Source organism: Pleomorphochaeta caudata, assembly GCF_055395745.1.
The window spans coordinates 2,993,870-3,019,493 of the sequence record NZ_AP042458.1 but is presented as its reverse complement, the minus strand read 5'-3'; the positions used below and the strand labels follow the sequence as shown (position 1 = coordinate 3,019,493).

The 25,624-nt window shown below is 29.7% G+C and carries 24 protein-coding genes; 15 read left to right on the top strand and 9 right to left on the bottom strand.

The window, feature by feature from the left end:
• The first annotated feature begins 66 nt into the window (after positions 1-66).
• From pyk to ACZ5RS_RS13840, 8 genes are all read left to right on the top strand, one after another.
• Positions 67-1,518, top strand: coding sequence for a pyruvate kinase (gene pyk, locus ACZ5RS_RS13875; RefSeq protein ID WP_464636435.1), 1,452 nt, complete (start codon positions 67-69; stop codon positions 1,516-1,518).
• 210 nt (positions 1,519-1,728) lie between these two features.
• Positions 1,729-2,373, top strand: a complete 645-nt coding sequence (locus ACZ5RS_RS13870; RefSeq protein ID WP_464636433.1) for an Ltp family lipoprotein — start codon at positions 1,729-1,731, stop codon at positions 2,371-2,373.
• 286 nt (positions 2,374-2,659) lie between these two features.
• Positions 2,660-3,934: an ABC transporter substrate-binding protein gene (locus ACZ5RS_RS13865; RefSeq protein ID WP_464636431.1), complete on the top strand. Its 1,275-nt coding sequence runs from the start codon at positions 2,660-2,662 to the stop codon at positions 3,932-3,934.
• A gap of 73 nt (positions 3,935-4,007) precedes the next feature.
• Positions 4,008-4,895: a carbohydrate ABC transporter permease gene (locus ACZ5RS_RS13860; protein WP_464636430.1), complete on the top strand. Its 888-nt coding sequence runs from the start codon at positions 4,008-4,010 to the stop codon at positions 4,893-4,895.
• Positions 4,892-5,779 (top strand): carbohydrate ABC transporter permease, encoded by an 888-nt coding sequence (locus ACZ5RS_RS13855; RefSeq protein ID WP_464636428.1) that lies wholly within the window; start codon positions 4,892-4,894, stop codon positions 5,777-5,779. The genes ACZ5RS_RS13860 and ACZ5RS_RS13855 overlap by 4 nt, the downstream gene beginning before the upstream one ends.
• 18 nt (positions 5,780-5,797) lie before the next feature.
• Positions 5,798-7,153 carry a family 4 glycosyl hydrolase gene (locus ACZ5RS_RS13850; RefSeq protein WP_464636426.1) on the top strand — a complete coding sequence of 452 codons (1,356 nt, stop codon included), beginning with the start codon at positions 5,798-5,800 and terminating at the stop codon, positions 7,151-7,153.
• A 95-nt stretch (positions 7,154-7,248) separates the two neighbouring features.
• Entirely contained in the window at positions 7,249-8,274 is a 1,026-nt protein-coding gene (locus ACZ5RS_RS13845) for a LacI family DNA-binding transcriptional regulator (protein WP_464636425.1), read from the top strand.
• A 169-nt stretch (positions 8,275-8,443) separates the two neighbouring features.
• Positions 8,444-9,397: a LysR family transcriptional regulator gene (locus ACZ5RS_RS13840; RefSeq protein WP_464636423.1), complete on the top strand. Its 954-nt coding sequence runs from the start codon at positions 8,444-8,446 to the stop codon at positions 9,395-9,397.
• A 79-nt stretch (positions 9,398-9,476) separates the two neighbouring features.
• On the opposite strand, the gene gltS is transcribed toward ACZ5RS_RS13840, so the two are convergent.
• Positions 9,477-10,649, bottom strand: coding sequence for a sodium/glutamate symporter (gltS, locus tag ACZ5RS_RS13835; protein WP_464636421.1), 1,173 nt, complete (start codon positions 10,647-10,649; stop codon positions 9,477-9,479).
• An 11-nt stretch (positions 10,650-10,660) separates the two neighbouring features.
• Positions 10,661-11,332 carry an RraA family protein gene (locus tag ACZ5RS_RS13830; protein ID WP_464636420.1) on the bottom strand — a complete coding sequence of 224 codons (672 nt, stop codon included), beginning with the start codon at positions 11,330-11,332 and terminating at the stop codon, positions 10,661-10,663.
• A gap of 399 nt (positions 11,333-11,731) precedes the next feature.
• On the opposite strand from ACZ5RS_RS13830, the gene ACZ5RS_RS13825 reads away from it, so the two are divergent.
• The 3 genes from ACZ5RS_RS13825 to ACZ5RS_RS13815 all read left to right on the top strand — a co-directional run bounded on the left by ACZ5RS_RS13825 (position 11,732) and on the right by ACZ5RS_RS13815 (position 14,637).
• Entirely contained in the window at positions 11,732-12,502 is a 771-nt protein-coding gene (locus ACZ5RS_RS13825; RefSeq protein ID WP_464636418.1) for a helix-turn-helix domain-containing protein, read from the top strand.
• Between the two features lie 83 nt (positions 12,503-12,585).
• Positions 12,586-13,464, top strand: coding sequence for a DMT family transporter (locus tag ACZ5RS_RS13820; protein WP_464636417.1), 879 nt, complete (start codon positions 12,586-12,588; stop codon positions 13,462-13,464).
• A 210-nt stretch (positions 13,465-13,674) separates the two neighbouring features.
• Positions 13,675-14,637, top strand: a complete 963-nt coding sequence (locus ACZ5RS_RS13815) for a glycerophosphodiester phosphodiesterase (RefSeq protein WP_464636416.1) — start codon at positions 13,675-13,677, stop codon at positions 14,635-14,637.
• A 43-nt stretch (positions 14,638-14,680) separates the two neighbouring features.
• On the opposite strand, the gene ACZ5RS_RS13810 is transcribed toward ACZ5RS_RS13815, so the two are convergent.
• Positions 14,681-15,076, bottom strand: a complete 396-nt coding sequence (locus ACZ5RS_RS13810) for a hypothetical protein (protein WP_464636414.1) — start codon at positions 15,074-15,076, stop codon at positions 14,681-14,683.
• 319 nt (positions 15,077-15,395) lie between these two features.
• Here ACZ5RS_RS13810 and ACZ5RS_RS13805 point away from each other — a divergent pair, with 319 nt between their 5' ends.
• Entirely contained in the window at positions 15,396-16,370 is a 975-nt protein-coding gene (locus ACZ5RS_RS13805) for an AEC family transporter (RefSeq protein ID WP_464636412.1), read from the top strand.
• A gap of 84 nt (positions 16,371-16,454) precedes the next feature.
• On the top strand, positions 16,455-17,354 hold the full coding sequence (locus tag ACZ5RS_RS13800; protein ID WP_464636410.1) for a DMT family transporter: 900 nt from the start codon (positions 16,455-16,457) through the stop codon (positions 17,352-17,354).
• Positions 17,355-17,436: 82 nt separating this feature from the next.
• On the opposite strand, the gene ACZ5RS_RS13795 is transcribed toward ACZ5RS_RS13800, so the two are convergent.
• Positions 17,437-18,426 (bottom strand): polyprenyl synthetase family protein, encoded by a 990-nt coding sequence (locus ACZ5RS_RS13795; RefSeq protein ID WP_464636409.1) that lies wholly within the window; start codon positions 18,424-18,426, stop codon positions 17,437-17,439.
• 1 nt (position 18,427) lies between these two features.
• On the bottom strand, positions 18,428-20,407 hold the full coding sequence (locus tag ACZ5RS_RS13790) for an FAD-dependent oxidoreductase (protein WP_464636407.1): 1,980 nt from the start codon (positions 20,405-20,407) through the stop codon (positions 18,428-18,430).
• Positions 20,408-20,536: 129 nt separating this feature from the next.
• Between ACZ5RS_RS13790 and ACZ5RS_RS13785 the strand changes: the two genes are divergently transcribed.
• Positions 20,537-21,598, top strand: a complete 1,062-nt coding sequence (locus ACZ5RS_RS13785; protein ID WP_464636405.1) for an FAD:protein FMN transferase — start codon at positions 20,537-20,539, stop codon at positions 21,596-21,598.
• Here the strand turns inward: ACZ5RS_RS13785 and ACZ5RS_RS13780 are convergent.
• From ACZ5RS_RS13780 to ACZ5RS_RS13770, 3 genes are read right to left on the bottom strand one after another with little or no spacing between them, the layout of a single operon-like run.
• Entirely contained in the window at positions 21,579-22,199 is a 621-nt protein-coding gene (locus ACZ5RS_RS13780; protein WP_464636403.1) for a hypothetical protein, read from the bottom strand. The two genes, ACZ5RS_RS13785 and ACZ5RS_RS13780, sit on opposite strands and share 20 nt — an antisense overlap.
• Positions 22,196-22,723 (bottom strand): Gx transporter family protein, encoded by a 528-nt coding sequence (locus ACZ5RS_RS13775; protein ID WP_464636402.1) that lies wholly within the window; start codon positions 22,721-22,723, stop codon positions 22,196-22,198. The genes ACZ5RS_RS13780 and ACZ5RS_RS13775 overlap by 4 nt, the downstream gene beginning before the upstream one ends.
• Positions 22,707-23,084, bottom strand: coding sequence for a NusG domain II-containing protein (locus tag ACZ5RS_RS13770; RefSeq protein WP_464636400.1), 378 nt, complete (start codon positions 23,082-23,084; stop codon positions 22,707-22,709). The genes ACZ5RS_RS13775 and ACZ5RS_RS13770 overlap by 17 nt, the downstream gene beginning before the upstream one ends.
• A gap of 128 nt (positions 23,085-23,212) precedes the next feature.
• Between ACZ5RS_RS13770 and ACZ5RS_RS13765 the strand changes: the two genes are divergently transcribed.
• The gene (locus ACZ5RS_RS13765; RefSeq protein ID WP_464636398.1) at positions 23,213-24,496 is read left to right on the top strand and encodes a hypothetical protein; all 1,284 of its coding nucleotides are present in this window, start codon (positions 23,213-23,215) and stop codon (positions 24,494-24,496) included.
• A gap of 148 nt (positions 24,497-24,644) precedes the next feature.
• Here ACZ5RS_RS13765 and ACZ5RS_RS13760 read toward each other — a convergent pair whose 3' ends face one another.
• Positions 24,645-25,556, bottom strand: coding sequence for a UbiA family prenyltransferase (locus ACZ5RS_RS13760; RefSeq protein ID WP_464636397.1), 912 nt, complete (start codon positions 25,554-25,556; stop codon positions 24,645-24,647).
• Positions 25,557-25,624 lie beyond the last annotated feature (68 nt).

The window sequence follows — 25,624 nt, the reverse complement described above, 5'->3', positions numbered from 1 at the left end:
GTTTTCTCAGAAAAACTTCTTGTTTATGAAAAATATATGCCATATCATATATATAAGAGGTGATATATGAAAGATAACACAACTAATGCTAAGATTGTTGCAACCATAGGACCTGCTTCACGAAGTTATGAGATGATACGTGATATCATCAAATGCGGGGCAAGAGTTATAAGGCTCAATTTTAGTCATGGAGATCATGAAGAACATCAGAGAACTGTTGATTGGACACGCCAAGTTTCAGAAGAGTTAGATATTCCTGTAGCTATTTTTCAGGATTTACAAGGTCCAAAAATTCGTATTGGACAACTTGAAGTTGACTCCTTTCAAGTAAATGAAGGAGAAACTTTAAAAATCACCACAGACACTTGTGTTGGAAATAGAGAATTAATTAGTATTGATTATCCATACCTACACGAAGAAATATCCAATGGGGATAGAATTCTAATCGATGATGGCCTTATTGCTTTAAGAGTTATTGATATTGATAAAAAAGTTATTACCACCGAAGTTGTTGATGGAGGAACTGTTAAACCTAGAAAAGGTGTAAACTTACCAAAAGCAGCTTTAAAGCACCTTTCTTCTTATACAAAGAAGGATGAAAAAGACCTAGATTTTGCCTTTAAAAATAATCTTGATTTTGTTGCTCTATCCTTTGTTAGAAGTGCTCAAGATGTTATAGCATTGAAGAAATTCATGTATAAAAAATATGGTCGTGAAATACCTATTATATCAAAGATTGAAAAACCTGAAGCCGTAACTGATATAGCAAATATTATCACAGAAACTAGTGTTGTTATGATTGCTAGAGGAGATCTTGGAGTAGAAACCTCTGCTGAGGAAGTCCCTGTAATCCAAAAAACATTGATAAGAGAATGTAATATTGTAGGTATTCCAGTAATTACTGCAACTCAAATGCTTGAATCAATGATTACTAATCCTAGACCTACTCGTGCTGAAGCTGGAGATGTTGCTAATGCTATATTGGATGGAACTAGTGCAGTTATGTTATCTGGAGAGACAGCTGCTGGAGATTATCCACTTAGAGCTGTAAAGATTATGAAGAGAATAATTACTTATACTGAAGCAAGCCTTACTTATCATAGAATTGTATTAGATCAAAGATTGAACCAGGAAGATATTGAAATTAATAGAAAGAAAAGCACAACTGAAGCAGTAGGTGTTGCAACACGTGAACTTGCTATGGAAATAAAAGCTTCATATATTACTTGTTTTACTCATTCTGGTGGTACTGCTCGTCTTATATCTAAATATAGACCAGCTGTTCCAATTATTGCATACAGTCCAATAAAAGAAACAGTTCAACGTTTAGCACTCTCTTGGGGAGTCTCACCAATATTAATTCCTGCTTTAACGTCTCTAGATGAACTTTTTGAAATTGCACCAAGATATCTTCAAACTATTGGATACATTCAAGAAGGGGATAAAATTGTTATTACAGCAGGTGTTCCTGTTGGTTCTCCTGGAAGAACCAACATGATAAAGGTTGTTGAGATTTAAAAAATAAAATTTTATAATAAATAAACTAATTTTTCGCTGCTGTTTTTAGTAGCGAAATTTATTATGGACTTGAGTCTGTTTATAATAAACTTTCGTTCTATTAATTCTAAAAGACCTAATGATTAAAATTAAAATTTATATACAAACTGATAGTTAGCTAATATAATAATATTAGAATGTAAATAAAATTTTATTATTGGGGGGATTGAAATGAATAGAAAAGCAAAAAAATTTTTTATCTTTATATTAATTTATTTGGTATTTTTATCATCACTTTATGCTGAAACAATCGGTCAAAGTAATGCTCTCAAAAGTGCTAAGGCATATTTAAATTTTATGTCGTTTTCTTACACAGGGTTAATAGATCAATTAGAATATGAAGGATTTACTATTTCTGAGGCAACTTATGGTGTGGATAATTGTGGGGCAGATTGGAACGAACAAGCAGAATTCTCAGCTAAATCATATTTAGAATTTACTTCTTTTTCTAGGCAAGGTTTGATTGAACAACTTGAATATGAAGGATTCACTGAAGCTCAAGCTATTTATGGTGTAAATCAAGTATATATTGATTCATCAGAACAAGTAGTTGATAAGGCTAAGAGTTATTTACGATATGCTGCTTTTTCTTATTTAGGTTTAGTTGAACAATTAGAATATGAAGGGTTCTCAACTTCTGATGCTACTTATGGAGCTAATCATTGTGGAGCAGATTGGAATGAGCAGGCAATTTTATCAGCTAAGACATACCTTGATTGTTATTCTTTTTCTCAAAAAGAATTAATTGAGCAATTGGAATATGAGGGGTTTATTCATGACCAGGCATTATATGGCGTTGCTAATGCTTATTATTAATTTATAAATGAATTTTTTTTATATGAAAAATTTTCTTTAATAGAATTTATAATATTTAATTTATTTTTAAGTGTAAATTGATGTTCTTATTAGTCTTATAAATTACATAATCCAAGTAATTTCATATTTTTGTACATTTTTGTTTCCAATATATTAGGTAAATAAATTAGAAAACTTATTTCATTGACATCTAGTTTATTAGTGTTATAATAAAATTAGTGTTGCGCAACACCTACTAATATATTTTCTACTTGCAACAAAAAATACAAACAAAAAAGAGGTAAAAATGAAAAAAGTATTTTCAAAAGTTATTGTATGCACAATAGTGTTTGCTTTAATGACTGCTGGCAACGTTTTTGGTTCAGGAACTACTGAGGAATCAAAAGATACTACTGTTAACATGTTTCAATTAAAAGTTGAAATCAAAGATGCTATTGATGCTTATGCTGCAGAGTATTCTGCTGCACATGATGGCGTAACTGTAAAAGTCGAAACACTTGGGGGTGGTGGAGATTACGGTGGAGCTTTAAAAGCAAAATTACAATCAGGTCAAATGCCAGATATCTTTGTTATTGAAGGTCAAGGCGGTTATGATATTTGGAAAGATTATATTGCAGATTTAAGTGATCAACCTTGGGTTAGTGATACTGATTTAGCATTTAAAGCTAATGGTAAAGTAGTTGGTTTCCCTGTTTCAATCGAAGGTTATGGTTTAGCATATAATGCTGATATTTTAGCAAAAGCAGGAATTGACCCTGCTACTCTTACAACTAGAGCTGCATATGAAAAAGCTTTCAAACTTTTAGATTCTAAAAAAGCTGAATTAGGAATTGATGCTCCTGTAGCAATGGCTGCTTCTGTAGCAGGCGGAATGTGGTGGGTAGCTGCTCAACATAACTTAGCTGTATATTGGGGCGGTGGTCTTGATTTTGATGATACATCAATTATTGACAAAGCTCTTAATGGTGAATTAGATCAAGAAAGATTTATGCAATACACAAAATATCTTCAATTATTATTTAAATATGCAGATCAACAAATCTTGTTAAATGGTAGTTATGATGATCAAGTTGGATCATTTGCTCAAGGTAAAACAGCTTTCTTACATCAAGGTAACTGGGTAGATCCTAACTTAGCACAATTGGGTGTTGATTTCAAAGTTGGTTATGCTCCTCATGCATTCTTAGATACTGAAGAAACAGGTTTATTCTTATTTGCTCCAAGCTGGTATGTAGTAAATTCTCAAAGTCCTAACCAAGAAGCAGCAAAAGAATTCTTAACTTCAATTGCTATGACTAAAGAAGGTAATGAATATATGGTAAATGAAGCTGGAATGATTCCTGCTTTCAAATCTGTTACACTTGAACCTTCTGGACAACTTAGCCAAGCTTTAATGGCTGCAAATGCTAAGGGTGGCAACTATGGTGTATTCTTTGGAATGCTTCCTGATGGTGCTGGTCAAAATATTTTTGGACCAATCTTCGATTTATTTGCTCAAAATCCAGACAATGTAGATCAATTTATTAGTGATATGAATAACGCTGTTGCAAATCTAAAATAAGCACACGTTTAAGTAACTCTTGTAGAATCTTCTACAGGAGTTACTTTCTAAATGAAAACAGGAGTTGTAATTAATGAAACAAAATCGTTTTATCAATGTGCTTTTTTTAGCACCAACCGTATTTGCTTTCGTGATGGTTATTATTATCCCATTTTTCTTTGGTCTTTATTATTCAATGACAGATTGGAATGGAATTAGTAATGATATTAATTTTGTTGGGTTCGCTAACTTTAAGTTTCTATTTCACAATCCAAATTTTATTTATTCTTTTCTTATAACAATTCTTTTTACTTTTATAAATGTAATCTTTGTTAATATTGTTAGTTTTGTACTATCTTTAGTAGTAACTAGTAAAATCCCAAGAAGAAATTTTTATAGAGCTGGTTTTTTCGTACCTTATTTAATTGGAGGAATTGTTTTAGGTTATATTTGGCAATTTATTTTTAACAATATTTTAGTTGATTTAGGTTCAGCCTTGTCTATTAAATTTCTTGAAACATCTTTTTTGAGTCAAGCAAATACTGTTATTTGGACTATGGCTGTAGTTAATACCTGGCAATATTCAGGCTATATTATGTTAATATTTGTAGCTGCTATTCAAAGCATCCCTGCTTCACTTATGGAAGCTGCTGATGTTGATGGAGCAAAATATCCAACAAGAGTATTTAAAATTCTTATTCCTATGATGGCGAATGCATTTACAATTTCGTTGTTCTTAACATTGACTACTTCTTTTAAACAATTTGATATGAACTTAACTTTAACAAATGGTGGTCCAGCAACAAGATTTTTAGGAGCTCCAGTTAAAGCTAGTGAATTGCTTGCTATGAATATTTTTAATACTGCAGCAGCAAATCAAATGGCAGAAGCACAGGCTAAGGCTGTAATTCTTTTTATAGTTCTTCTTATTGTTTCTTTACTACAAGTTTCAATAAATAAGAGAAAAGAGGTGGAAATGTGAGCAAACCAATTACAAATAAAAACAAATATATATTACATAAATATGGTTTAGTATTTCTAGAAATATTTACAATCTTTTTATTTATTTTATTTATAATTCCTTTTGTTTTAGTAGTAATAAATTCTGCAAAAACCTCGAAAGAAATTATATTTAATGCAATAGCAAGGCCTTCCTCATGGAAACAATTATTTGTAAATATTTCATTAATATTTAATAATTCAACGGTAGATTACTTAGGAGCTTTTGTTGATAGTACAGTCATTACATTTTTCTCAATATTAGTTTTAGCAATTTTTTCATCTATGGCTGCTTGGGTTTTAGTGAGAAATAAAACTGCTTGGGCAACAATTATCTTTATGATTTTTGTATCAGCTATGGTAATTCCATTCCAGGTTCTAATGTATCCTTTAGTCCGTTGGTTAAGAATTCTTGGAACATTTTTAAACTTTAGGTTATTAGGTTCTGTTCCAGGTATCGTTTTTGCATATTTGGGGTTTGGAGCTCCATTATCAATCTTTATATTTCATGGGTTTATTAAAAGTATTCCATATGAACTTGAAGAAGCTGCAACGATTGATGGATGTCCTAGGGGTAGAATATTCTTTATAATTATATTCCCTTTACTTCAACCCATTATTATTACAGTATTGATTCTAAATGGAATTTGGATTTGGAATGACTATTTGCTTCCAGTTTTAATTTTAGGATCTAATGGTATAGTTCAAACTATTCCTATTGCAGTAACAGCATTTGCTGGGGCTTATTTGAAGCAATGGGATTTAATCTTGACATCCACTCTTATTGCCATGCTGCCAATTATCGTTCTTTATTTATTTGCTCAACGATATATTATTAAAGGAATGGTAGAAGGGTCAATTAAATAATTTAAAGGAGACAATTATATGAAAATTGTTTTAATAGGTGCTGGTTCCGTCCAGTTCGGTTATGGTATGCTCGGGGATATTTTTAACAGTTCCGTTTTAAAGGGTTGTGAGGTTACTTTATTAGATATTAACCAAAAAGCCTTAGATTCTGTTTTAGAAAATACTCAAAACTTTATTAAAGAACATTCTCTAACAAATAAAGTCACAGCAACAACTGATAGAAGATTAGCGTTAAAGGATGCTGATTATGTTATATCTTCAATTGAAGTTGGTAATAGATTTGAATTATGGGATCAAGATTGGAAAGTCCCTCTACAATATGGAATTAATCAAGTATATGGAGAAAATGGCGGTCCTGGTGGGGTATTTCATTCATTAAGAATTATTCCAGTAATACTTGAAATTATGAAAGATGTAATGGAAATCTGTCCAAATGCTTATGTGTTTAATTTTTCAAATCCAATGACTGCAATTTGTACTGCTGTACATAGAGTTTATCCAGAAGCTAAATTTATTGGTATGTGCCATGAAATTGGCTGGTTAAATAAATGGCTTCCTCCTATGCTTGATAAGAATATTAATGATTTACATTTTAGAGCAGCTGGATTAAATCACTTTAGTTGTATGATAGAATTAAAAGATAAAAAGACTGGAAAAGATTTATATCCAGAAGTTTTAGAAAAAGCAAATGCATTCTTTGAAAAAGAACCTGGCTATAGTGATATTTATGATGAATATTTAGCTACAGGGAAATTACAATCTGAAGAAAAATTTTCAAAAGAAATTAGTAAAAAAGAAAGTAATTATACTTGGGCAGATCGTCATATAGCTAGATTAATGTTAAAGAATTATAATCTTCTTCCAATAACTGTAGATAGTCATTTTGGTGAATATTTAGGTTGGGCTTGGGATATTGTTGATCATAGAGGAATTTTAGATTTCTATGATTATTACAGAACTATTCTATCAAAACGTGTTTTCTCAGAAATAAAAATGGAAACTACAGAAAGAGTTATTCCAATTATAGATGGAATTGAATCTAATTCTGGATATGAAGAGGCTGCTGTAAATATTCCAAATAATGGATTAATTGAAGATTTACCTTCATGGGTTGTTATCGAAGTTCCAGCTATTATTAATAAAGATGGAGTTAATGGAATTAAATTTGATAATATTCCAAAAGGTTATTTAGCATTACTTAGATCATATTCTGGTGTTTATGATTTAACTGCTGAAGCAATAATAAACAAAAGCAAAAAATATGTTATTCAAGCATTATTAGCTAATCCTGTTGTAAATAAAGCTTCTAATCTTGATGAGTTAGTAGATAGAATGATTACTATTCAAAATAAATGGCTCGGCTACTTAAATTAATTAATTCACAAGAAGAAGAAAGTATATCTTTCTTCTTCTTTATTATTATTGTATAAAAGATAAATATATAAATAATAATTTTATAAGGTAAAATGATGTCAACTATTAAAGAAATAGCTAAAAAAGCGGGTGTTAGTCCAACAACAGTTACTAATGTTATTCATAAAAACTATTCTAAAGTCTCTGATGAAACTAGAAAAAAAGTGGAAAGCTATATTAAAAGTTGTAATTACACTCCTAATATGGGGGCAATGATTCTAGGTCGAAATGATTCAAGAATAATTGGTGTTATTATGTTTATGGAGCCTCGTTGGAATGAAACAGTACTAGAAGATCCTTTTTCATCCGCAGTAATTGGAGCTATTGAAGAATCTATCCATGCAATGGGCTATTTCCTTATGTTACAAACAACAAATAGTGAAGAAGAAGTAATAAGGTTAGCAAAAACTTGGAAGCTCGCAGGACTTATTCTTATATGGGTTCCCGAGAAGATTGCTCCAATAATTAATAATAGTGTCGAAACTCCTGTAGTTTTTATTGATTCACATTTTGATTTTAATGAGAATATTTATCATAATGTTGGGCTTAAAGATGAAGAAGGTGGTTATTTAATCACTGAGTATTTAATATCTATGGGACATAAGGATGTAATATTCTTTACAAATGATACGTTTGTATCTGGTACTGATTCGCTTAGATTTAAAGGTTGTCAGAGAGCATTAAAAGACAATAATATTGATTTTAATGGAGGCAATAGAATTTTCTTATCAAAAGAAAAAAGTGAAAGATACAATATTTATTCTCAGATTGCTAAACGAGAAATGCCATATACAGCATTAATTTTTTCTTCTGATTATTATGCTGCTGAAGCTGTAAACTATTTACAAGATCATGGATTAAAAATTCCAGATGATATTTCAGTTACAGGTTTTGACGACAACATTTTTTCTCGAATAATTCAACCACATTTAACAACTATTCATCAAAATTCTAGTGATAAAGGTCGTATTGCAGTTTCTATGTTAATGAAACTCATTAAAAAAGAGATAATTAAGAAACCAAATATAAAATTAGATGTAGAGCTTGTAATAAGAGACTCTGTAAAAAATCTTTTAAATTAAGCATTGAGATAAATACTATATATGAAGTTTTACTTTATTAATTTTCTAAATTTTTATTTAATTTAAATTATATCTACTTTTCCCTTTGATGAAGGTCTGCTCTTTTTTATTGAATTTTATTATGATAATGTCATATTAATATAATTAATAAAATAGGGAATGGTTAATAATGAATTCAATACAAATAGAATCATTTTTAGAAATAGTAAAACAAGGTTCAATAACTAAAGCAACTAAAACACTATATATTTCTCAATCTGCACTTTCTAATCGAATGATAGAGTTAGAAAATGAATTGGAAACTAAATTATTTATTAGAAAAAAAGGTATGCATCAAATAGTTTTAACTCCTATGGGGGAGAAATTTGTTGAACTGGCTTATGCAATTTTAAGAATAGAGAATGAAGCAAAAGATCTTAATAAACTTTGTAATACAGAAATTTTATCTATTGCTAGTGTAGACTCTGTAAATAATTATACTTTAGTACCATTCTTTAAAAATTATATTGATAGAAATGAACACATTCAATTAAATATTAAAACATTCCACTCTGATGAAATTTATAATTTGGTAGCAGAAAATAAGGTTGATATTGGCTTTACTCTAAAAGAAATAAAAAAAGAAAATGTAATTACAAGACCTATTTATAGAGAATTAATGTACTTAATTAGTAAAACTGGTGGTGATTATTATGATTATTACCCAATTGAAAAATTAGATGCTAGGCAAGAGATTTATCTTGAATGGGCTCCTGATTTTCAACTTTGGCATAATAGATTTTTTAATCCAGATTGTAGAAAGTATGTACAAGTAAATACCGGCTCAATGTTAGCTCAATATTTAGATTCTAAAGAAAGGTGGGCATTAGCTCCTATGTCTGTTATTACTATATTAAAACAATATATTGATATTAATTATTATCATTTAGAAGTAAATCCTCCACCACGTTATTGCTATATGCTAATAAATAGAAATATTTCAAATGAAAAACATATTATACTTAATAATTTTATTCAACAGTTAGAAGAATATGTTAAAACTCAAAAAGATATTTGTGTTTTTGAACCTTGGATGGAGCAACCTAATTTTCAGATAAAAATGGAAGAAAAGGCTAATACATAGAATTTAATATTATGTATTAGCCAAATCAGGAAAATAGTAAAACTATTGTATATTGAAATAAATATTATTTATTTAAATCTTATGAAAATAGTGTCATGAAGAATGTGATAATAACAGGGTTGAATATGTTAATAAAAATAACTGTTACTACAGGTAAAGTAAACCAAGCTTCTGGAGCTGGACCATTTTCTTCAATAACAGATGACATGTTAGCTATAGCATTTGGAGTTTGTCCAAGACCTACACCACAATGTCCTGCAGCCATAACAGCAGCATCGTAGTCTTTTCCCATAGTTCTGAAAGTTACAAAATATGCATAAATAATCATTACTAATGCTTGAGTAACTAAGATAACAATCATTGGAATAGCTAAAGAAACAAGTGCACTAATATTTAGAGTCATTAAAGCCATAGATAAGAATAAATCTAAAGAAATTGTACTTACTAGCTTAACTTCTTCAGTTCTTAAATGATATTTGCTGTTATCATAAATATTTCTTACAACTAAACCACCAAATAGGTTACCTACATAGTATGGGAAGTTAAGAGTTGTTAATAATAATAATTTATGAATATATGTTCCTAAGAAAGCTGCAACAAGAATTAAAATAGTTGTAAATAGGATTTGATTAATGCTTAATTCGTGTGTAACTTTTTCTTCAGCTTTGTTTTCTTCACCACTAGATTTAAGGTTATATTTTGAGATTAATTTTTTAGCAACAGGGCCACCAATTAATGAACCTAATAATAAACCAAAAGTTGCAGCGGCAACACCAATAGTAGTTGCATCTTGAGCTCCAAGTTGTTCAAGAGAAGGTCCGAAGGAAGCAGCACTACCAACACCACCACTCATTGAAATTGATCCCATTGCAACACCTAACAATTTATTTAAACCAAATAAACCAGCAAGGCCAGCACCAACTAAATCTTGAATTATAAGAAATAGAACTGCTACAACAGCTAATATAGCACCACGTTTACCACTTTTTTTAAGAACACTAAAGCTACAAGTAAAACCAATACATGTGAAGAAGATATCCATAAAGAAGTTTTGAAGAGATTTATCAAAATTAACTTTTACACCAGCAAATCCAATAAAGAAAATTAGAAATGAGCATAAAATACCGCCAATAACTGGTGCTGGAATGAAAAATTTCTTAAAGAAATTAACGCGATTCTTAATATATGTTCCTAGAAAAAAAACTAAACCTGCTATACCTGCAGTTTGTATTACATCAAAAGTAAATGTCATCAGAAGCCTCCTTAATATGTTATCTGATTTTTGTTGAGTATTTCATAAACCCAATCGGTTTCAAAAGTATTGTTTTTCATAATTCCTTCAAAGATTTTTTCTTCTTTTTTTAGTACTTGTTGAACTTTTTCTTTGAGCTCTGGAATGTATTTTTGTTGTATGCAAATTATTCCATCAGAATCCCCAACAATGAGGTCTCCTGGGTTAATTACTTGATTTCTAATAGCAAGAGGTGAATTTACTTCACCAGGGCCATTCTTATAAGGACCATTTGGAGAAACTGATTTATAGTAAACAGGAAAATCAAGTTCACTTAATGCATCAATATCTCTAACAGCGCCATTTATGATTATTCCACCAAGTTTGCGTTTCATTGCCCAAGTACACATTAATTCCCCACAAATAGCTCTATTATCATAGCCATCAGCACTGTAAACTAATACATCATTTTCTTGAGCATTTTCTATTGCATAGTATAGAAGTAAGTTATCTCCTGCAACAGATTTTATTGTATATGCATTTCCGCATAGCTTTTTCTTATTCGCCGGTATCAATTCAGCACTTAGACATGAGTTTCTATTCATGCAATCACCTATATTGGCAACGGGAATCCCTTTAAAAAAATTAATATCTTCTTGTGAGCATCTTTCAATATTGTTATTTATAGAAAATCCAATATTCATATCTCACCTCCTAGCCATTTCTTCAATCGATTGATACTTCAAAATAGCATAGTTGAGAATGATAGTAAAACAGATTATTCGGATATAATATATCGATAAAATAGATATTAATTGATAGAGGTGTTAAATCAATGAAATTAATATAAATGAAGAATAAAAGGGCTATAAATTTTTTTTATAACTGTCTTTTTTGAATAATTTTGATAATTGAATTATGTTAGTTTAATTCTTTATTAGTTTTACAATAAAATGATTTATTTCTAAGTTATTTGTGGACGATTTCTTAATTTAATAGTTATATTTGAAGTAAGTGGTTATTTAATTTTTATAAATAATTTTAGTGTAGTAATTTTAGATTCGTTGATTGATATAATAGATATTGCCATAAAGGTTGTATAAATGAATAAAGAAACATATGTTGATTTTTTAGAAATTATTCATGGTTGTGTGGAGCTAAAGAGTTGTAGTAATACTAAGCAATGTGATAAAAAACATTTGCATCATGAACTTTCTATTGGTTTTATTAGAGAGGGTAGCACTACAGTTGTTTTAGGAGAGAAAACAATAACCTTTAAAAAAGGTGATGGTGTAATTATTCCACCTTTTCTTAGTCATTTATGTACCCCAGATGATTTAGAGAATTGGGGTTTTGATATGCTCTATATTAAGCCTATATTCTATGAAAAGTTTTTAGATTTTAATACTGCTGAAAAAATAGATAAAAATGATGCTATTATAATTGATAAATTTATAAAGTACATAAATTCTGAAGATAATGAAAGTGTAAGAGAAGAAAAATTAATTGACTTATTGATTTGTTTAAATGATTTGATTAAAACTCCTCCTGAAGATAATAAAAATAAGGCTTTTGTAGTAAAAGATTTTATTGATAACCATTTTAAAGAAAAACTATCTTTAGATATGTTAGAAAAAGAATTTAATAAAACTCGATTCCAAATAATTAGAGAGTTTAAAAAACAATATAATACGACTCCTATGGCTTATCAGTTGCAATTAAAAGTTTCAAAAGCTAAGCAGTATTTACTTGATGGAACTAGTGTTTTAGATATCTGTGATTTATTAGGATTTTATGATCAAGCACACTTTATTCGTGAGTTTAAAAAAATGAATGGAGTTACCCCGCAAAAATATTTAGATAAGATTTTATAACTTAATCCCTATTGTTCAATTTTATACAATACATTTATAACTTAAATATTTATTATAATATAAAAATTCTGGAGTTTATAAAATTGAACAAAATAAAACTAATTATTGTTATGATGTTGTGGGGAAGCATTGGGCTATTTACTAGATATATCCCATTAAGTTCAATACAACTTGCTTTTTGCAGATCTGTTATTGCATTACCCATTTTAATAACATTAGTTCCAAATAAAAAAAGTTTATTAAAATTAGATAAAAAAAGTGTTTTGCTATATGCAATATCTGGAGCTCTTATAGCACTAGCTTGGGTTGCTTTATTTTATGGATATAAACATACAACAATAGCATCAGCTGTAATTGTATATAATATGTGCCCTGTTTATGTAATGCTTTTAGCGCCATTTGTATTAAAAGAAAAGGGGAGTATAACTCAAACAATTGTTATTGGAGTAGCTTTTCTTGGTTTGATCTTGATAGTTGGTAATTCAAGTGAAAATAGTGGTTCTATGTCTGGCTTGTTAATGAGCGGGGTATCTGGGATTTTATATGCAATAATAGTTCTAATGAATAGAAAAATGTCAGTTAAATTAGAAAGTAATACTGCAACCTTTATTCAAATGTGTGCAGCTTCTTTAGTTTTATTACCTTTTATTATTAATCAAGGTCTTGTAGAAAATTTAGTATCCTTAGATATGAGAGCTTTAGTTTTGACAATTATTTTAGGAGTTGTTCACACTGGTATTGCTTATAATCTATATTTCTCAACATATCATCACATGAAATCTATTGATATAGTTGTTTTTAGTTATCTTGAGCCTGTATTTGGAATTCTATTAAGTCTCTTTATTTTAGGTGAGAGTTTATCTATAGCACAATGGCTAGGAGCTTTATTAATTTTGGGTTCAACATTTGTTGGAGAAATTTTTAAGCAAACAAATTTTAAGAAACAAAAGGTTAAAGCATGATGCTTTAATTTGGTTTCTTGTTATCAATTATTTATCAATTTACAACTAGAAAATTTTGATTTATTTACTTGTTTTATTTCCTTATTTTATATTAAAGAAATAGATATTCATTGACATATGAATAATCCCATTTTAATCTTTTATTATAATCTATTTATTAAAAAAATATAATTTTGTTTGATAAAAGTTTTAAAATTTAAGGATATAGTAGTGCAGAATTCTCACCACAAAATTAATTCATTTTTTATTGGCATATTAGCTTTAATCTCTGTGTTAATTATAAGTTGTCATACAGAAAAAGTTGATAACACTTCACAATTTTTAAAGGAATATGTAAAGGATAATGGGACTTTAATAGCAGCCCATAGAGGTTATGCTGAGATTGCTCCGGAAAATACAATAAGTGCATTTAAAGCTGCATTAAATGTTGGAGCAAATGCTTGTGAGTTTGATGTTCATCAGAGTAAAGATGGAGTATTAGTTGTAATTCATGATGATAGTGTTAATAGAACAACTGATGGTTTTGGTAAAGTTAATCAATTAAATTATGATTATTTATCTACGTTAGATGCCGGTAGCTGGAAAGATCCAAAATATAAGGGTGAAAAAATCCCGACACTATTTGAAACTTTAACTTTCTTAAAAGAAAATAACATGATTGCTGTTCTTGAGATAAAGGTTAGTACAATTGTCGATGATGTGATAGATATGTTATATAAAACAGAAATGAATGAAAATACCATTATAATAAGCTTCTCCAAATCAGCGATTTCTAAGGTAATGAAATCTGATTCTAAAATTCCTGCTTTATTGTTAATTAAAGATAAAGCATGTATGAGTGGGCCTAGTGATGATAAAGCTAATGCAATAATTAATAAGGCAGAAAAAATTGGAACAAAATATGTTGGCCCATTTTCTTTCCAATTAGAAAAACTTGATTCTTCTCTAGTTGATCAAGCTAATTATGATTTAAAAAAGAGCAAAGCTCCTGGAGTTTTGCCATTAGCCTTAGATAAAGAGACAATAGAAAAATTACATGAGAGTGGTTATTTTATTGATGCTTGGACTGTAGATAATGAAGAAAATATAAGAGATTTAATTAATAGTAATGTAGATATTTTAACTACTAATTATTTAGAGAGAGCTCTTTATATAAAAAGTGAAAGCTTATAATTAAAAAAGGCATCAAAGTAGATGCCTTTTTTGCTGCTAATCATTAATTTTTTTTAGATTCTTGATTTGTGATTTTTCTTTCCAGTGCTCTTAATTCAGAATGCATTGCATTAATTTTAAACTCGATAGTATTTAAAATCCAAAATTGGAAATGGTTTGTTTTATATTGATGATGCATCATAAATACAATTTTTATAGATACTAATAAAACACTTATTTCTAGGGATATAAATGGTGGTAAAAAATGAGTAGTCATTTCTAGTGTAAATAGACTAAGGATAATAGTAAGAAAAACTATGTTAACAATAGCATCAACCTTAGAAAAATTCTTCCCACCTAATTTTCCAAGCATTATTCGTATTTTTTCTTTTTCTTGATTGTATTCTTCTATTTCCCTAAGCATTGCTTCTTCAGCTTGAGTAAATTCTTCTCTATTCATATAAACTCCTTTTCTTATCCTAATTAAAATATAAATATTCGACACTTAAATAATTTAAGTATTAAATATTTCAATAAATAGTTACATGATTTTTATTTTAGTAGTGATAATTAAGACTGATTTATAATCTTTTAAACTGTTTTATAGCCTTTGGCAAGTAAAATCTTAAAAAAATTATTTTTTTGATTAAAATTTTCTAATTTTTATTTTCTCAAATGTTGAAACAAATTAATTAAATATTAATCAACATTGTTGATATTTTAAATATTATATATAAGAATACTCTTTATATACTAAAGAATTAAATAGCGAGGATTTGATGGCAAAATTATTATTTTCTTTATCCATTATTACATTTGGGTTGATTATAGGTTATATAATTCAAAGACTAACACTCAAAGGTATTATTAAAGCTGATAAAACTTTATCAAAAGAAAGAAGGATACTTCAAGCTATTGCTCTTTTAGTTTTATTTCCAATTTCTACTGTGGGCGCTCTTTGGGATTTTGCCTTTAATGATTTAAGTATTGTATTTTTACCTTTAGTTGGAGTTCTTACATTATTTGCTGGAGGTTTTTCATCTCTTTTGCTTACTAAGATACTAAAATATAATAATAAACAAGCTGGAGCTTTTTTTAGTTGTTGTAGTATGAGTAATATTGGATCTACTGGTGCTCTAATTGTATTTGTTTTTTTAGGAGAAAAAGCTTTTGCACTTGTTCCTATATATAAATTATTTGAGCAAGTTATTTATTATGCCTTATGGTTTCCTGTTGCAAAAAGTTTTTCTTCAACTATGAAAACTGATGATACAAAAAATAGATTTGTTCAAATTATTAAAGATCCATATGTTTTAGTTGCAATAATTAGTGTTATAGTTGGATTAATTTTGAATTTATTAAAAATTCCACGTCCAACCTTTTATAGCCAATTAAATGCAGTAATAATTCCTATTGGAAGTTTATTGTTGCTATCTTCAATAGGCATGGCAATGAAATTTAGTAAAATAAAAAATTATTTAAAACCTGCAGCTTTAATTGCAATGGTTAAATTTATTTTAATGCCAGTAGTTGCAACTTCTGTTGCTTATTTATTGGGCTTTAATAATATCGATAATGGACTTCCATTAAAAGTAGTTCTTATTTTATCTTCGGTTCCCGTTGGTTTTATTGCATTAGTGCCTCCAGCTATTTATGATTTAGACTTAGATTTGGCTAATGCTGGTTGGTTTATCACAACTGTATCATTAGTTATAGTTATTCCATTACAGATGCTTTTTATTTCTTTTATTTAAATATTAATAATTAAATATTATATAGTAATAATTATTGGATTGTGCTAGGTTTAATTATTCATAAAAAAGTGCAGGGAATATTAGATGAATTCCAATTTATTATTAGGGCAAATATTTGCAATTATAACAGCTATTGCTTATGCAGAAAATTCCATTATTTATTCATATTTAGGAAATAAAGTATCAGTCAGAGCTACAGTTCATGTTAGGCTTTGGATAGCTGTACCAATTATATTAGTAGTTGCTCTTTTAACTGAAGGAAACTTCTTTGTTCAGGCAAATCTATTTAATTGGGGAATTCTTTTATTATCTGGATTATTGGGATATTTTTTCTGTGATTCTTTTTCTTTTTGGGCTTTTACAAATATTGGACCTAGAGAATCTATGGTAATAATGACATTAAATCCTATATTTAATTCTATTCTTTCATATTTCTTTTTTACAGAGGTTTTATCAGTTTTAGAGATGATTTCTATTCTGATTACTTTAAGTGGGGTTATTATTTTAATCTTAGCCAAAGAGAAAGAAGTAGATAATAATAAGAAAAAAAATCAACTAAAAGGTGTTATATTTGCTCTTTTAGCTGCAGTATTTCAAGCAACATCTAATATTTTAGCAAAAGGTGCGATGTCAAATTTAGGTCCAATTAGTACTAATACAATTAGAATGATTGGTGGGTTATTAGGTGCTGCAATATTTGCAATATTCTTTAGAAAAGAATTTAAAAACGATTTTCTCTGTTTTAAAGATAAAAAGTATTTTTCTCTATTAGTAATAGCAGCAATAAGTGGTCCAATAATTGGTATGTCTTTATTACTTAGTTCATTTAATTATGCACCAATAGGGTTGGTTACTGCTATTGTCCAAATAAGTCCTATTTTTATATTGATATATGAACTAATATTTTTGAAAAAGCATATAAGAATTTTAGAGATATGTGGGACATTAATTTCAGTAACTGGTGTTGTCCTAATGTTCTTATAAAAAATCAGCTATTTTATTTCCTTTAAAAGAATATAAAATAGCTGTTTATTAAATTAATATAGTTTATAAACTATAATCTTATTTATGTATTTCTAAAAGATAATTTAGTAAATAAAGAAGTTAGTAATGTTTGAACTTCTTTATTGTCGAGTTTTGCAATATCTATAAATGCTCTATTAATATATTTTTGAGCTAATTCTTCTGCTTTTTCTACTCCACCTAAAGAGAGTGTTAACTCAACAACTTTTTTACTTTCTTTTTTAGATAATAACTTTTTTTCCTTTACTAATTCATATAAAGGCTTCTCTATTGAATTACTATTAGATTCTATTTTTAATGCAGCAATTAGAGGGTAGGTTGGAATTCCAACTTGAACATCTAAGCCAACTGCTTTGCCTAATTTATCGGCATTTCCTGTATAATCAAGAATGTCATCTTTAATTTGGAAAGCAATACCTAAGCAATATCCTATTCTATGTAATAGATGTTGCTGATATTTTTCGCCAGAGGTTACTGCAGCACCTGAATATGCACTTAAGGCAAATAAAGCTGCTGTTTTTCCACCAATACGGCGAAGGTATTCAGATGAGGAAATTAAAAAGTTACCAACATCAGCATCTTGGATTAATTCACTTTCACATAGACGACTAAAAGCATTTGTAACTACACTTGCTTCAAGATCACCTCTTTCCCCTTTGATTAAACTCATTGCTCTAGCTAGCATATAATCTCCAGCAAGAACAGCTTGTTTTGTTCCAACTCTAGAGTTAAGAGTTGCAATTCCTCTACGAGTTTTTGCTCCATCGATGATATCATCATGGATTAAGGACGCAATGTGAATCATTTCTAATACACTAGCTACTCTTAAAGCTTCTTCTTCTCTTTCTTGTTCTCCTAACTTAGAACCAATAATAACAAGTGCGGGACGAATCATTTTCCCGCTTTTTGTTACTCTATCCATTAATAAGTCTCTAATAAAGTAATTTGATTGTTCAATAGAAGTTAATATTAGTGAGCTCACCTCTTGAAGTTTTGCTTCAATCGATGGCTCATCTTTCCAAAAATCACTCATATTAGATTGTTATATCCTTATGTTTAGCTAATTTTCTTTCCATTTGTCTCTTTGTATAAACTGGTTCATCCATGAAGATGTATAGCTTTTTAACAAATGGGATTTTGTTCCAAATCTTCTTAATCCAAGGCATTACCCAGTAATCGAGACCAAATGCTCTTCCAGCTCCACCAATCATAACAATAGATACTGCCATATACCAAATAATTTCTTTACCAGCCATAGCTCCTATTAAGAACATAAATGATAGTCCTAAAGAAACAACTGCAGCAGGTGCTGTGAAAAGTCCTCCAATTAATGCAAGACCAATTCCAAATTCAGCTAAAGTAATCATGATTTGGAAGAAGTATGGAGCTTGAGCTACAAGGTGTGTATTCATCCAAGTAAATAATGCTAATGGTTCTTTTAGTAGTGGTGGAGCAAATTGTTGAACAGTCTCTCCAACTGCAGTAGCAGTTTGAGCAGCTGCATCAGCAACAGCGGTTGACGCAGAACTTACAGCAGCAACAGCTTTAGTTGCAGTTTCAGCAACAGCAGTTGAAGCAGAGCTTACAGCATCTCCTACAGCATTAGCTGCTGGAGCACCCCAGTAAACTTTAGATCCTGTGGTATCTGTTAACCAACCTTCTTTGATCTTACCAATACCTTCAATTAACCACATAACACCTAAGTAAATTCTTAAGAATGCAAACCAATAACCTTGAGGTTTATAAGATGCAAAACCACCAATAAGAGATCTTCTATTTTTAATATTTAAGATTTCATGTTTGAAATATCCCCAAGCACCATTGATTCCACAAACTCCTGCTTGATAGTACATATTAACTAGGTGTTTGATTGCCATTGCAGGAAATCCTGATAATGACATGTTCATAGTATGGGAAACTGCGTATCTACCACCAATACTTACCATATAACCATGGAAGTTTGATTTGTAAGGTTTGACAGGTTTAACTTTTGCACCAAATTCTTTTCTAATAGCATTAATAATACCATCAGCAGCTGTAGATGCTGTTTGTTCAGCAGCTTCAACAATTTGAGGAAGAGGGCGATTATTTTCCATAAACCAAACACCATCCCCTGCTAGATAAACATTATCATAATCTGGGCATTTCATGAATTCATCAACTTGCTTACGTTGAACTCTACCTTCTGTAATTTCTAAGTTATGGCAGAAAGTTGTTCCTCTAATACCACAAGTCCAAACTAATGTATGTGTTTTAATTACAGTACCATCTTTTAAAGTGATAGAATCGGCATCAGCTTTTACGATAAGGCTGTTAGTTCTAACAATAACACCTTTCTTTTTCATGTATGCTAGAGCTTTATTTTTTGGTTTTTCAGGAAGCATGTTTAAAATACTACCTAAAGCTTCAATGTTCATAAGGGTTACTTCATCATGATCAACACCATATTCTTCACAAAGAATTGGTAGCCATTCAAGTAATTCACCTGTAATTTCTACACCAGTAAAACCACCACCTGCTACTACAAATGTTAGTTTTTCTTTTCTTTCTTCTGGGTCACTTATGTAACTTGCACTTCTAACTGTATCCATAATATGACGTTTGATGCGAAGAACTTCTTGTAAGCCCCAAGCTGTGAAAGCGTGTTCTTTAATACCTGGAATATTGAAATCTGTGGATTCAGCACCGGATGCTATGATGAGTTGGTCATATGGGTATGATGCTTTATTTCCTTTTAAGATTTGTTCTTTAAAGTCGACAGTTTGAATTTCATCTCTTACAACATTTACACGTTTACCAGCAAAAATTCTGTCAAAAGAGATTTTAACTGAATCTTCGTCTACTCTGTTTCCAGCAACTTCATGTAATTCTGTCATCAGAATATGGTATTTATGTCTGTCGATAAGAGTTATTTCTACTCTATCTTTAAATTTTTTTAATCCTTTGGCGAGTTTCTTTGCTGCATGAACACCAGCATAACCTCCACCTAAAATTACTATTCTTTTGTTATCCAATTTGTACTCCTTATTTTTCATTACTATCTTAATGTGATGGAATTATATTATAATGTGCTTAAAATATAAAATATCGATAGAAGATAGTTGAAATTTATTTGGAAATATTATACTCAATATATTATTACCATGAAATACCGTAAAAAATCAATTGAATTATTTGTTATTATATTGTTATTGACAACAATTTTTACCAGCTGTAGCAAAAAAGCTGAAGAAATAGAAATCTCTCCAATATCTAAATCAAAACTTTTGCTTGGAACTTCTTGTAAAATAACGATTTATGATAATCCCAGTGATGAAACTTTTAAGCAAGCTTTTGATAGAATTGAAGATATAGAAAATAAAATGTCTATTAGAATCGCATCAAGTGAAGTATCTCAGATTAATGATAATGCGGGAATTAAACCTGTAGTTGTTTCATCCGATACCTTTAAAGTAATTAAAGAAGCTCTTGAAGTTGCAAAACTAAGTGGAGGTGCTTTTGATCCAACAGTTGGACCCTTAGTTGCTGCTTGGAATATAGGAAGTGATGATGCTAGAGTTCCCCCTCAAGAAGAAATTGATTCACTTCTTCCATTAATTGATTACAAAATGGTAACTCTTAATGAAAATGATGAAAGTGTTTATCTTGAGAAAAAGGGTATGATGATTGACTTAGGAGGTATAGCTAAAGGTTATGCTGCTGATGAAGTTGAAAAAATTCTTGTATCAAATAATGTTAAAAAAGCAATTATTAATCTTGGTGGTAATGTACTTACTCTAGGAACAAGAGTTGATGGATCAAAATGGAGAATAGGGGTTCAAAAACCTGAAGCTGAAAGAGGCGGGTATGTTATGATTGCATATCTTGAAGATCAAGCTTTGGTAACTAGTGGTCCTTATGAAAGATACTTAGTAGTTGATGGAATTACTTATCATCATATTTTAGATACAACAACAGGATATCCTGTTGTAACAAATTTAACCAGTGCAAGTATAATTGCTCATGAATCTTTTATTTCAGATGCCCTTAGTACAGCAATATATTCCTTAGGCTTAGAAAAAGGCTTAGAATTAATTAATTCAATGGATAATGTTGAAGCAATGTTTATTGATAATGAAGATAATATATATCTATCAAAAGGATTTAAAGATAATAAAATTTCTTTTACATTAAGTGACGATTCTTTTAAGGTAATAGAGCCATAAAAGGTAAAATATCTTTTGCTTTATCACTAAAAAGTAATAATAAAAATAATATTATAGAGATGTGAATTATGTGAATAATCACATCTTTTTTTATAGCATATCTCGTTTCTTTTGGTTTTATTGTAGGATTATCAATATCTTGTTCAATTCCCAATAACAATTGATCTATTGCACCAATTAGGGGTGTCTTTTTCTCTATTTGATGCCATTTTGTAGTTAATCTATCAAAATAATAAAATTGAAGAGAAATAATAGCTCCTAGCTTTCCTGGAATTTGAGGTCTTGTACTCATCATATAGTGAGAAGCATAGATAAAACTTATAAGAAGAAAAGCTTTTTTTGCTCCCATAGTTAGAGATCCAAGTGTAATTGAATATGAACCAATGGAGAAAATTACTAATCCATGAGGCGTTAAGGTATGAGCTAAAGAAATAGAAATTAGTAAAATTAAATTAGGCATTAATCTAAATTTTCTTCCACTATTTAATGCTAATATTATTACAAATATAGTAATAAGAAAGCTTGAAGTTAGTGTTGGAGATAGTAAAATCCCTAAAATTATAAAAGCGCCAGAAATTAGTCTTAAAGTTGAATATTTCATAGAGCTTTTTCCTTGAGTTGGTTATACCATTTACTTTTTTGAATGAATTCATTAGCGAATATACCTAAGATAATGCTACTAATTAATCCTGAGAATAAAAATAAAGGTGCAATTACATAGGTAGCTTCTTTAAATAAAATAAGTCTGCTTATAATTAACTGACTAATAGCACTACCTAAAGCTCCACCTAAACTGATACCAATTCTACTAACTTTATCTTTGAAAAGTTTATATATAATAAGCATTATTAATGCACTAGATGCACTTCCTGCAAAGGAAAAAAGAATAATATAGCTAAATATAGTTCCACTAATTAAACCTTGTCCTAAAACTTTTAATAATAACAATAAAAAATATTCTCTGTTACTAAAAATACCTAAAGCAAGAATAAGAGGAATATTTGCAAGTCCTAAACGCATAAAAGGTACAGGTTTAGGAATCATATATTCAATTGTGGAGAGAAAAAGAGCACAAGCTGAAAAAAGTGCAACTAAATCAATTCTAATTTTAGTAGGAGATATCATCTGTTACCACCCCATTATTTTCATCTTTTTGGCCTTCTATAACTATAAAAACATTATTAGGAAGGCAAGCAATCCAATCCCCTGGTTTATCTATCCAACCAGCTAATACACAAATTTGATTTTTACAGTCTGAGGAAGGTACATGAACTCTATTGTTTTTAATTTCCATAGTAGTACCTCCAATAGGGCCTTCAAAAGTGACAGTTGTATCTACGCTTAAATCATAAATCCATTCTTTATCGCCACAAGTAACATGTACTTCAGGTTTCCCTGCAACATTGTTATAGAGGGAAAAACTTAAAACACTTACAACAAGAAATATAATAAAAATAATGATATCAATAAGCGTTAGTTTTTTCATAATAAAATGGTATCAGTTTAATTATTTATTGTCAAAAGGGGTAGAATACAAAAATAGTTAATTAACTCTTGAATTACAAGGCAACCCCCATTATAATGCAATCGATATTAAATTATCAGGAGTAATAAATGAAAAAAAATCATGTTCTATTAAATATGGCTTTATTAGTTGTATTAATGAGCGTAACTTTGGTAAGTTGCCAAAAGAAAACTGAACCTGCTGCTACTGCTGCAGAACCAGTTCAAAAAGAAGTTGTTGCACAAGATACATCAGCATCTTATGAAGATGGAATCTATTTTGCATCTCAAGATAGTTTCTCTAATGGTTGGAAGTATGTTGTAACTGTAGTTGTAGAAAATGGTAAAATTACTAGTGCTGACTGGGATGGCGTTAATGTTAATGCAGGTCCTTCTAAGAAAGCTTATGATAAAGCCGGCAAATATAATATGAAAGCATTTGGTGGCGCACAAGCTGAATGGTCAGAACAAGCAGCTAAAGTAGAAGACTACTTAGTTAAAACTCAAGATCCATCCGCTATCGCTTATAAAGATGATGAAGGACACACAGATGATATCGCTGGTGTTTCAATCCACGTAAGTGAATTCTTTGAATTAGCTCAAGAAGCTTTAGCAAAGGCTCCAGTTGGAAGAGGTAAGTACCAAGATGGTGCATATTATATCTCAGCTGATGAATTTGCAGATTCAGGATGGAAAGAATATGTTGCTCTAACAGTTATTAACGGTAATATTGTTGGTGCTAACTGGTCAGCAATTGATAGAATGGGCGATGATAAAAAGCTTTATGATGCAGCTGGCAAGTATAACATGGTAGCATACGGTGGAGCTCAAGCTGAATGGTCAGTACAAGCTGCAAGAGCTGAACAATACTTAATTGATGTTCAAGATCCTTCTTTAGTTGAATATAGTGACGCTGAAGGTCATACCGATGCAGTAAGTGGTGTATCAATTCACGTAATTGGTTTCTTCACTTTAGCAGATGCTGCTCTAAAAGCAGGTCCTGTATCAGTTGGTCCTTATACTGATGGTGGTTATTATGCTAGCAGTGATGAATTCAGTAATGGTTGGAAAGAATATGTATCATTATTCGTTAAAAACGGAAATATTGTAAATGCATATTGGTCAGCTGTTAATGAAGACGGTGCAGATAAGAAAGCTTATGATATGGAAGGTAATTACAATATGGTAGCATACGGTGGAGCTCAAGCTGAATGGTATGAACAAGCTGCTAAAGCTGAACAACATTTACTTGATACTCAAGATTTAAGTGCTATTACATATAAAGATGATGAAGGACACACAGATGATATCGCAGGTGTTTCAATTCATGTAAGTGGTTTCTATCAATTAGCTCAACAAGCATTAGATAATGGTGCTGTAAGTTACGAAGAATAAACTTAAAATAGTTAAATCAAAGGTCTTTATCTTAAATGATAAAGGCCTTTTTTATATCCTTTTTAATTTAATATTATGATAATGATTAATAAAAAAAGACTTCCATATAAAATAAAGGAAGTCTTTGTATTGGTATTTTTTATTTCTACTATTTATAAATAAAAGAAATAAGTAAACAGATAATTATGATTAAACTATATGTAAAATGTACTTTAGTAGTATTTTGAATTCCTAAGTTTTTAGCATTTTTAACATTGTCTATTGCCTTTATTGCATAAGGAATACTAATAAAACTTACTAAAGAATAAATTGGATATAAACCAATTATTACATATAAAATAGTTAAAATATAAACCCCAGATACTAATGAAATAAATAAAAAGGTACTAACTTTTGGTCCTATTTTAACAGTTAATGTGCCCATTGCAAATTTTTGATCTCTTAAAAAATCTCTCATTTCATTACTAATCATTAGAGCTGGAATTAATAGAGCAGTTGGCAAACTAATTAGAATCGGAGTAAAGGAGAAAGAGCCTGCTATTGCATAGTAGGAGCCTAAACTCATAAGAGGTCCCATTAAAATAAATGATATTGGTACTCCTAGTGCATGTCTTTTATAAACAATAGGTTCTCCTGTATATGAATAGGAGCCAATTAATCCAATCAATCCAATTACTAACATCCAAATATTAGTTCTATATACTAGATATAAACCAATTAAACCTGCTAAAAGTAATATTAGAATACCTGATATAAAAACAAATACATCAAAATATGTTCTATCTCTTTTTAAAAAGTTAATAGTCTTAGTACCTTGTGGAGGGTATTTAAAACTTCCTTCAAAAAAGTCATTAATTAAATTTGCACCAGCTTGAGAAGCTAAGCCTGCAATTAAAATAATTATAACTAAGAAAGTCATGTAAGCTGGACTTTGTTCACTAAAATATCCATTTATGTATGCAGCTAAAATCCCATATGCTGTTGCTGCAAAAGCTAAAGTTAAGGAGAAAACTCTTAACGCTATCCAATAATTTTTAATAAATGATTTAAGTTTATTCATATATTTTGATTTAATCCCTTATAAGAATGCAATTTGTTATTAAGGTTTATCATTGGATTTCTTTTAGG

Coding starts and splice junctions, on each gene's coding strand:
- pyk (WP_464636435.1), top strand. CDS start 67: ATGAAAGATAACACAACTAATGCTAAGATTGTTGCAACCATAGGACCT.
- ACZ5RS_RS13870 (WP_464636433.1), top strand. CDS start 1,729: ATGAATAGAAAAGCAAAAAAATTTTTTATCTTTATATTAATTTATTTG.
- ACZ5RS_RS13865 (WP_464636431.1), top strand. CDS start 2,660: ATGAAAAAAGTATTTTCAAAAGTTATTGTATGCACAATAGTGTTTGCT.
- ACZ5RS_RS13860 (WP_464636430.1), top strand. CDS start 4,008: ATGAAACAAAATCGTTTTATCAATGTGCTTTTTTTAGCACCAACCGTA.
- ACZ5RS_RS13850 (WP_464636426.1), top strand. CDS start 5,798: ATGAAAATTGTTTTAATAGGTGCTGGTTCCGTCCAGTTCGGTTATGGT.
- ACZ5RS_RS13845 (WP_464636425.1), top strand. CDS start 7,249: ATGTCAACTATTAAAGAAATAGCTAAAAAAGCGGGTGTTAGTCCAACA.
- ACZ5RS_RS13840 (WP_464636423.1), top strand. CDS start 8,444: ATGAATTCAATACAAATAGAATCATTTTTAGAAATAGTAAAACAAGGT.
- gltS (WP_464636421.1), bottom strand. CDS start 10,649: ATGACATTTACTTTTGATGTAATACAAACTGCAGGTATAGCAGGTTTA.
- ACZ5RS_RS13830 (WP_464636420.1), bottom strand. CDS start 11,332: ATGAATATTGGATTTTCTATAAATAACAATATTGAAAGATGCTCACAA.
- ACZ5RS_RS13825 (WP_464636418.1), top strand. CDS start 11,732: ATGAATAAAGAAACATATGTTGATTTTTTAGAAATTATTCATGGTTGT.
- ACZ5RS_RS13810 (WP_464636414.1), bottom strand. CDS start 15,076: ATGAATAGAGAAGAATTTACTCAAGCTGAAGAAGCAATGCTTAGGGAA.
- ACZ5RS_RS13805 (WP_464636412.1), top strand. CDS start 15,396: ATGGCAAAATTATTATTTTCTTTATCCATTATTACATTTGGGTTGATT.
- ACZ5RS_RS13800 (WP_464636410.1), top strand. CDS start 16,455: ATGAATTCCAATTTATTATTAGGGCAAATATTTGCAATTATAACAGCT.
- ACZ5RS_RS13795 (WP_464636409.1), bottom strand. CDS start 18,426: ATGAGTGATTTTTGGAAAGATGAGCCATCGATTGAAGCAAAACTTCAA.
- ACZ5RS_RS13785 (WP_464636405.1), top strand. CDS start 20,537: ATGAAATACCGTAAAAAATCAATTGAATTATTTGTTATTATATTGTTA.
- ACZ5RS_RS13780 (WP_464636403.1), bottom strand. CDS start 22,199: ATGAAATATTCAACTTTAAGACTAATTTCTGGCGCTTTTATAATTTTA.
- ACZ5RS_RS13775 (WP_464636402.1), bottom strand. CDS start 22,723: ATGATATCTCCTACTAAAATTAGAATTGATTTAGTTGCACTTTTTTCA.
- ACZ5RS_RS13770 (WP_464636400.1), bottom strand. CDS start 23,084: ATGAAAAAACTAACGCTTATTGATATCATTATTTTTATTATATTTCTT.
- ACZ5RS_RS13765 (WP_464636398.1), top strand. CDS start 23,213: ATGAAAAAAAATCATGTTCTATTAAATATGGCTTTATTAGTTGTATTA.
- ACZ5RS_RS13760 (WP_464636397.1), bottom strand. CDS start 25,556: ATGAATAAACTTAAATCATTTATTAAAAATTATTGGATAGCGTTAAGA.